The following is an 8,449-nucleotide window of genomic DNA, read 5'->3' on the forward strand; positions in this document are numbered from 1 at the left end:
CATCAATCTGGTTTTGAGTATGTTAGTATCCGTGCAGCAGTTTTTTACGAGATAGATTATGTTTCAACCAGTTAGCCTCTTTGTTGGGTTAAGATATAGCCGTGCTGCTAAAGGCAATGCATTTATATCGTTTATCTCATTTTTCTCAATTGCGGGTATCGCCCTTGGCTTAATGAGTTTGATCACCGTCAGCTCAGTGATGAATGGCTTTGAGCAAACCTTAAAAGCCGCCATGCTTGATTTGATCCCGCATGTGCAAATTAAGGAAAATGAGCAACTTGATCAAAATAAATTACAAGCCATTGAAAATCATCCTTTGGTTAAGCAAGTTTCGCCATATGTTGCAAGTGACGTAATTCTACAAACCAATCAAGATTTGGTGGGTGTGCAACTTCAAGGACTATTTCAAGGGTATGAAACAGCGTTAGATGAAGCCATACGCGCAGGTAGCTTAACTCGATTGTATGAGCAAAAATACCAAGTGGCGCTGAGTCGCTATTTAGCCAATAAACTTGGCGTAAGCGTTGGTCAACAACTTCGCGTGATCATGCCTGAATTCACCACCTACACACCGCTTGGCCGTACGCCGACGCAGCGCTTATTCACCGTAGCTGCGATATATGATGGCCAAAGCGAAGCTGACACTTATTTGGCATTTGCCGATGGGAAAAGCTTGCAGCGGTTAATGCGCAAGAAACCAGAGCAATACGACCTTAACATTCATTTATATGATGCTTTTAGCCTACCAGATTTTTATCAGCAAGCGGACAGCTTGTTGCAGGGGCTAGAGACACAGGATTGGCAAACTCAGCAAGGCACATTGTTTGCAGCCGTTGCAATGGAAAAGCGCATTATGTCGCTACTACTTGGTCTTATTGTGATAGTAGCTGTATTTAATATCATTTCAGCGCTATCTATGATGGTGAGTGAGAAGCAAGGGGAAGTAGCTATTTTGCAAACGCTTGGCTTTACACCCCAAATGATAGCAAAAGTGTTTATGGCGCAAGGGATGTATAACGGCGTTTTTGGCACACTCATTGGTGTTGCTGGTGGATTATTACTTTCGAACAATATTAATGAGGTGCTACACCTCGCAGGCCTTCAGTTGCTTGGTGGCGCTGAACTTCCGGTGAAAATTGAACTAACAGATTTAACGATTATGGCAGTGGGCAGCATATTGTTAAGCTTTTTAGCAACCTTGTATCCAGCTAAACGCGCGTCGAGTGTGCTGCCTGCAGAGGTATTAAGATATGAGTGATTTAGTCATTGACTGCCAAGATTTGGTCAAAAGCTACCAAGATGGTAAAGCCGAGGTAACGGTATTAAAAGGCGTTGATTTATCTGTAACCCAAGGGGAGATGCTTGCGATTGTGGGTAGCTCAGGCTCAGGTAAAAGTACTTTACTGCATATTCTAGGTACCTTGGATAAAGCATCCACCGGCAGTGTAAAAATCAAAGGTGTGGAAGTTGGCAAGCTGTCGCGTAAAAAGCAGGCGGAATTTAGAAATAAGCATTTGGGCTTTATCTATCAGTTTCATCATTTGTTGATGGAGTTTAGTGCGGTTGAAAACGTGGCGATGCCATTATTAATTGCCGGTAATAAAGCAAAGCAAGCCCGCGAAAAGGCATTACACATGCTCGATAAAGTGGGCTTGAGTCACCGTGCTGAACATAAGCCTTCAGAGCTTTCTGGGGGAGAGAGACAGCGTGTTGCGATAGCAAGAGCGTTAGTAACAGAACCTGATTTGGTGCTAGCTGATGAACCAACCGGCAATCTTGATAAGCATAATGCACTGCGAATTTATGACTTGCTGGCTGAACTTAATCAACAGCTAAAAACCAGCTTTGTAGTTGTAACACACGACTTAGAGTTGGCAGATAAGCTTGGGCGAGCAGTGCAGCTGGACGATGGCAAAGTAGGTGTGTATCCGCATGCTTAGTTATTTTTTAAGCAAACGCTTTAGAGAGTCTAAACGTCAGCTTGGTTTTATTGGTTTTTTAACCCGTGCTTCTACGCTTGGTGTAATGCTGGGTATGGCAGTATTGATAGTCGCACTTTCTGTGATTAATGGCTTTGAAGAACAATTAGAGCAGCGGCTGTTGTCGGTGGTGCCGCAAGTGAGTTATCAAGCACCTTACGACCCTATTCAAGCGTGGCAGCAAAAAGTAGAGCGCTTGGAGAGTCAGCGTGGCGTTGTAAGTGCGACGGCCGAAATTAACTTAACAGCCATGCTGCAATACAAAGGCACCTTAAAAGCGGCGCAGTTAAAAGGGATTGCACCAAATAGGCATCATACGGTGTCGAGCATAGGTGATTTTATAAAAGGCGCAGAATTAAAGGCACTAAAACCGGGTGAAGTGATCATCGGCAAAGGAATAGCTGACAAGCTTGGTGTCGTGGCTGGCGATAATATCCAACTCTTGGTTGCTAACAAACATTCGGATAATCCACTCGCTGCGCCAAAGCGATTAACGGCGACGGTGGTGGGGCTTATCGATATGGGCGGGCCACTTGACCAAACATTAGCCTTAGTGCCACTTAATGCACTGCAAGAAGCGATGGATTTTAGAGAAGATCAAGTAACGGACTTGCGTGCCAAGGTGAGTGATGTGTTTCAGGCACAATTAATTGCGACATCAGCGGGTAGGGCATTACCTGATTTAGTGTACGTATCATCTTGGTTTCGAACGCAAGGCGGACTGTATCAAGATATTCAGATGGTGCGCACTATCGTCTATCTCGTGGTATTTCTGATCATCGCAGTAGCGAGCTTTAATATCGTCTCTTCTATGGTGATGGAAGTAAAAGAAAAGCGGGCGGATATCGCTATTTTGAAAACCATGGGCGCACAGGACAGTACGATTTTTTCGACTTTTGCGTTACAAGGTGTGACGTATGCAGGGATTGGTGCATTGTTAGGCACTGGGATCGGCATTTTTATTGCTATTAATATTCCCGATATTTTTAAAGCCTGGATCAATATGAGTGATAGCAATCCGCTTGAAGGCGTCTACTTTATTGAATACTTACCGAGCAAAATTATTTGGACAGACATTTATATCAGTTTAGTCACGACTTTTGTTATGGCAGTCGTCGCAAGCTTATATCCCGCTTGGCAAGCAACTAAAACGGATCCTGCCAAAGTACTGGGAAATGGGTAACACCTAAAACCGTAGGTCGGCCTTTAGGCCGACATCTTTAGGCGATCTCCAATGGGCCGACACTCTAAGACCGAAAACCCGCTAATTACAAGCTTTGAGCGTAATGATAAAGTGCTTTTAAGATCTGCATATTGCGCTCATTACCTTCATTTTCTGCGACTAAATTTTCAAGCTCCAGCATAAAATCTTCGGCTGAAATTGAAGGGTTATCTTCATTATGCATCAACTTGTTTTGGCAATATTTACGCCATTTATCAAGCTCTGTAGGTGAGAGCGACTGCGGCCAATTTCTTGCCCGATAACGAAACAGCAACGTGTTAAATTTACTGTCTTCAAAATCCAGTTCAATGGTTGCCAACTCTTCGGGCGATGCATTGCGAATGATTGCAAATTTGGCTTTATCGGCTTTGCTAGTGAAACCATCGTAGAGTTGATAATCCGGATTACTTGGTTTCTCGAATCCCTTTTCATCGCTAAAGACTTCTGCAACCTTATCCCTTAGCTCTGGACGTGCTTTAAGATACTTTAAGTTTTCTAGGCATTGCTCGCGGTCTATTCCAAGCCTTGCTGCGTTTTCGGGCAAGAGGGTCTTAGCTGGTGCTACCAACGGGCATTTATTGATATGTACTAGTTTTAATCCAACCGGTAGTTCATCTTCACCTAATTCACTGCGTTTTGTATAAAGCCGTTGTTTGAGCGACTCAACGTCAAGGTCATTCAATACCTCCGGTGACTGTGTTAAATCAAAGCAGATCACAGCATTACTATTGATTGGGTGAAAGCTCATCGGGGCAATCCAAGTGGTGCAACCTTGTTGTGCCGGAAACATAGAAGAAACGTGTACTAAAGGCTGCATATTGAAAACGTCGATTAGGCTCGACACCGCTTTTTTATGTCTGTGATTAAAATAAAACTCATACAGTTTTGGCTGTTTGGTTTTAATCAGTTTAGCCAGCGCAATCGTTGCGGTAACGTCACTCAATGCATCGTGCGCGGCGCCGTGCTCAATGCCATTGGCGACAGTTAAGTGTTCGAGTTTAAAACTCGGGTTGCCATCTTCACGGATTGGCCATTCAATGCCTTCGGGGCGAAGCGCATAGCAGGCTCTTACCAGATCTATGATGTCCCAACGGCTATTGCCATTTTGCCATTCACGCTCATAGGGGTCATAAAAGTTACGATAAAGGCTATAACGGGTTAGCTCATCATCAAATCGAATACTGTTATATCCAGCAACGCAGGTTTGTGGTTTGGCAAATTCCGCGTGGATCTTTGCCATAAACTCGGCCTCGGTCAGGCCTTTTTTTAGTGCTAACTGTGGTGTGATCCCAGTGACCAAACAGGCTTGAGGGTGCGGGAGATAGTCAGGCGCTGGTTGACAATACTCAATCAGTGGCTCACCAATAATATTGAGGTCCAGATCCGTTCTGATCCCAGCAAATTGGCTTGGCCTGTCTTTTTGCGGCGTCGCGCCCCAACTCTCGTAGTCGTGCCAATAGATAGTTGGGATGTTCTGGGCATTATTTGGTGTATCTGATTGGTTTGTATTTGTCATAAAATCAAAAAGTTATTCTACTGTTTTTGTTTGTTTTGGTTAACCATATTTGCCGTGATGGTATGACTACTGTGTAAGTTAATGTGTATATCAGTTCACACCAGTGTGTATACCGTGATAACTAAGCTGTTTGCCGCGATGCGGATACATATGATTAACGATAGACAGGCATTATCGCATAGAGGCGCGCTTAGAGTAAGGCATAACCATAGTGGATTGCCTTATTAAAACGGATCAGAGCGGTAATTGGGAAAGCGACATCGCTTATTGCTTTATCAAGCTGCCCAATTATCTATTGATCAATCACTCAATCACTCAATCACTCAATCGCGATTAAAAGCGCTTTCTTTGAAAGTTTCTCCACATAACAACCGTTACAACTATTAGTAAGGTTGAGACAACAATCAAGACATTAAAATTAAGTGTGTGGTTTTCGTGAGGCATGACTAGCGAACTTGCAACGGTGCCGCCAGAGGCTATTGCAAAATGCTGTATGGCATTTTGCAGACTAATAAAGCTACTGCGCTCTTCTGCGTGAAGTGAGGTTATAAGTTCTGTCACTAAGATCATAGAGCGGGTAGCGCTTGCAATCACAAACAGGGTAAAAAGTCCGGCTGCAAAAACAACTGAACTTATCGTAAAGCCAAACAGGGTCGCCAATATCATCAAGCCACTAAGAAAGTAAATTAAGTATGAGGTTGTGTGATTGTTTAGCTTACGTCGAGCGTATAGCTGAACTGTAATAAACGAACACACACCACTTAACAAATAGCATGCGCTTAGCATCGAGGTTGAGATGCTTAAGTTGGTAATTAGCATCACCGGAAATTGAGTTGAAATTGCAAATGTACTTAGCACCACAAAAAATGCGATGAACAGAGCGTATTTAAGGGTTTTGGTCGGGTTAAATGTGTTGCTTGGCATTGGGTTGCTAGCGCTGCTTTGCGAAGCTTGCTCTGTGTTTGAGAGGAATACAAGTGTAAATAATAGCGCTGTAATGGCTAAGCTGCTTCCGAGTATCATGAACCCCAACTGCCAGCCTTGATTTGCTGTGATAAATAATAGAACAGGGATCCCAATAGCTAAGGCGAGTGGAAAAGCACTCAGCAGTATCGCGGTGTCTTTTTTCTTGTCGTTTTCATGGCTTATCTGGATCACCAAGTTGAGATTGAGTACTACCAGTGCGCCACCACAAATGCCAGTCAATGCACGTACGAAAAGCAAGATATAAAAACTCTCGAGTGCTGAAGTAAGCAAGGTTAACAATGTGGTTGCTGACAGAAAAATAAAGACCTTGTATTTCTCCTTTGAAAGGTTGCCGGTACCACGCACCCATAAACAAGTGAAAGCAGCGGCAATTGCATAAGCTGAAACGAGTAGCCCTGAATTTGATGGGTTGGTACCTGAACTTAGCGCCATTTCTGCACTAAAGGGCACGATGATTAATGCATCTAATGCGATTAAAAAGTGGATGACAAAACATAACCCAAATTTAGCTTTTGGGCTTGCTAAGGTGGTTATTGAAGCTGAAAACATAGACATCCTTAATTGATATAAACAAAGAAGTCTTGATTGTATTAGCCTTAATTAGGTAATAAAGTGTCAGTTATTGAATTGATAAACCCATATTCTGGGCTAACGAAATGATTGATCAGATTGACCCTCGGTGGCTTAACAGTTTCCACTGTGTTTATGAATGCTTAAGTTTCAAACAAGCGGCGGAGTTTTTGGATATCCCGACCTCCAACGTAAGTCGTCACATCGCACTGCTTGAAGAGAAGCTTGATGCAAGATTGTTGGAACGAACGACAAGGCGGATCTCAGTGACAGAGGCGGGTGAACAGCTTTATGTGAGTACCAAGCCGTTAATCGATTCGCTATCGGATGCGTTGCAAGAGGTCAATAAACATGCCTCTATGCCAATGGGTCATTTGCGTATCTTAATGCCAGACATCCCCATACTTGGCCAAGCAGTAGTAACCTTTTGCGCTGCACATCCACTAATTGCAATAAGTTGTGATACCAGTCTGAGTCCAAGAGAAAACCTCTTAGATGGCTTTGATGTCGTGCTCTACTTTCATCGTGGCAAGCTTGAGGATAGCAATTGGGTGGTTAAAGAGCTGGCTCGATTACCAAGTGTCGTGGTGGCATCTCCCAGCTTGCTAGAAAAGCATACTTCTCCGTATAGATTAGCAGATTTACAATCTCTTCCTTGTATTTCAACCCTTACCGCCGTAAACGGTACACCTTGGATATTTACCACTAAGGAAGGAAGATTGACGACAGTGAATGTTAAATCGAACTTCAGGGTAAACAGTGGGTTTATGGCGAAGTCTGCCGCGCTATCTGGAGTTGGATTTGCGATCTTACCGCTGAACTCCTGTAAAGCAGAAATCAAGTCAGGCGAGTTAGTACCACTTAAGCTAGAGCAGCAACCAGAAGACCTTGTGCTTTATGCGTTTTATGCTGGTCGTAAACATCTGGCCAAAAAAATATCAGCGTTTTTGGCACATTTAGAACACGCGCTACAATGATCCTATATTGATTTCTACTTTAAGCCAAATCACCATTGATCGAATCTAGTAACCCAATAAGTACATGTGCTTTTTGCTCGTCGATACTTGGAAACTTACAGCGGATCTGCTCGGGAATAGTGGCAGCTTGATGTTGCAGATCATGACCCTTACTCTGTAGTTTTACCACTCGCTTACGCTTATCTTTTTCGTCTTTAACGATACAAAGGAGAGCTTTGTCAGTCATTTTCTTTAAGATTTGGGTCATAGCACCGCCATCGATGGCGGTTTTCTCTAGTAATTCTGCAATGCTGATTTCATCTTTCTCCCAAAGTGCCATCATGACCACGTATTGAGGGTAGGTTAGGTCGAGTTTTTGTAAAGATGCTCGATAAGCACGGGCAATACCATTGGAAGCCATGTAGAGGCGGTGGCAAATTTGGGCGTCTAGTTTTAGTTGTGGGTAGTTCATCACATATTCCTACTAAGTAGCTAAGCTATATTTTAATTTGCACACAAAGTATTTGCAATTCTAAAAAATTGACTCTATTATTTTGTGTGCAAAATAAATGTTGAATTGATTTTACTTCATCTAGAGTAAAGCCTCGCTACGTTAGGGTGTAGGTGAATACTCTACAAGCATCAACTTAGGAGAACGAAATGAAAGAACTACAAAGTATTGCATATACGGCGAAAGCAACTGCCACAGGTGGTCGAGAAGGTGTGGCAAAATCTGACGATGGTCGTCTTGATGTTGCGCTTTCGACACCAAAAGGTTTAGGTGGTGATGATGGGCAAGGGACTAATCCAGAGCAATTGTTTGCAGCAGGTTATGCGGCGTGTTTTATTGGCGCATTAAAATTGGTGGCAGGCAAAGCAAAGGTGAAGTTGCCAGAAGACACACATATTAACTCTGAAGTGTCTATTGGGCCAATTGAAGGTGGCTTCGGGATAGCGGTGAAATTGGCAGTGTCGGTTGGCGACTTAGACAAAGACACGGCGCAGTCACTTGTCGAAAAAGCTCACGAAGTTTGCCCATATTCAAATGCTACTCGTGGCAATATTGCGGTTGAGCTTTCAGTTATTTAACTAGCCTGAGGTTTGGATAAGGAATGAACTAACTAACTGTTTTTTAATCACCTTAAACTATCTTCTTACCTAGCCAGAGAGTTTTGAGGATAACAAGGCGAATTTACGTACCAATAGCTGGCTATTGGAA

General features: G+C 43.2%; 8 protein-coding genes. 5 read left to right on the plus strand and 3 right to left on the minus strand.

What is annotated here, in order from left to right:
• The first annotated feature begins 58 nt into the window (after positions 1-58).
• The 3 genes from CWC03_RS20745 to CWC03_RS20755 are packed head-to-tail and all read left to right on the plus strand — an operon-like array spanning position 59 to position 3,162.
• On the plus strand, positions 59-1,258 hold the full coding sequence (locus CWC03_RS20745) for a lipoprotein-releasing ABC transporter permease subunit (protein ID WP_138583490.1): 1,200 nt from the start codon (positions 59-61) through the stop codon (positions 1,256-1,258).
• Positions 1,251-1,940: a lipoprotein-releasing ABC transporter ATP-binding protein LolD gene (lolD, locus tag CWC03_RS20750; protein WP_138583491.1), complete on the plus strand. Its 690-nt coding sequence runs from the start codon at positions 1,251-1,253 to the stop codon at positions 1,938-1,940. Before CWC03_RS20745 ends, lolD begins: the two co-directional genes overlap by 8 nt.
• Positions 1,933-3,162 (plus strand): lipoprotein-releasing ABC transporter permease subunit, encoded by a 1,230-nt coding sequence (locus CWC03_RS20755; protein ID WP_138583492.1) that lies wholly within the window; start codon positions 1,933-1,935, stop codon positions 3,160-3,162. Before lolD ends, CWC03_RS20755 begins: the two co-directional genes overlap by 8 nt.
• An 85-nt stretch (positions 3,163-3,247) precedes the next feature.
• On the opposite strand, the gene sbcB is transcribed toward CWC03_RS20755, so the two are convergent.
• Both sbcB and CWC03_RS20765 read right to left on the minus strand, forming a co-directional pair.
• Entirely contained in the window at positions 3,248-4,717 is a 1,470-nt protein-coding gene (gene sbcB / locus CWC03_RS20760) for an exodeoxyribonuclease I (RefSeq protein ID WP_138583493.1), read from the minus strand.
• Positions 4,718-5,050: 333 nt separating this feature from the next.
• Positions 5,051-6,253, minus strand: coding sequence for an MFS transporter (locus CWC03_RS20765; protein WP_138583494.1), 1,203 nt, complete (start codon positions 6,251-6,253; stop codon positions 5,051-5,053).
• A gap of 107 nt (positions 6,254-6,360) precedes the next feature.
• On the opposite strand from CWC03_RS20765, the gene CWC03_RS20770 reads away from it, so the two are divergent.
• Complete coding sequence (locus tag CWC03_RS20770; protein WP_138583495.1) at positions 6,361-7,251, plus strand: LysR family transcriptional regulator; 891 nt, start codon at positions 6,361-6,363, stop codon at positions 7,249-7,251.
• Between the two features lie 19 nt (positions 7,252-7,270).
• Here the strand turns inward: CWC03_RS20770 and CWC03_RS20775 are convergent, their stop codons facing one another.
• Positions 7,271-7,702, minus strand: a complete 432-nt coding sequence (locus tag CWC03_RS20775; protein WP_138583496.1) for a MarR family winged helix-turn-helix transcriptional regulator — start codon at positions 7,700-7,702, stop codon at positions 7,271-7,273.
• Between the two features lie 188 nt (positions 7,703-7,890).
• Between CWC03_RS20775 and CWC03_RS20780 the strand changes: the two genes are divergently transcribed.
• Positions 7,891-8,319 (plus strand): organic hydroperoxide resistance protein, encoded by a 429-nt coding sequence (locus tag CWC03_RS20780; protein ID WP_010604667.1) that lies wholly within the window; start codon positions 7,891-7,893, stop codon positions 8,317-8,319.
• The last annotated feature ends 130 nt before the right edge of the window (positions 8,320-8,449 follow it).

It is taken from the genome of Pseudoalteromonas sp. S2755 (genome assembly GCF_005886535.1).
Lineage (GTDB): Bacteria > Pseudomonadota > Gammaproteobacteria > Enterobacterales > Alteromonadaceae > Pseudoalteromonas.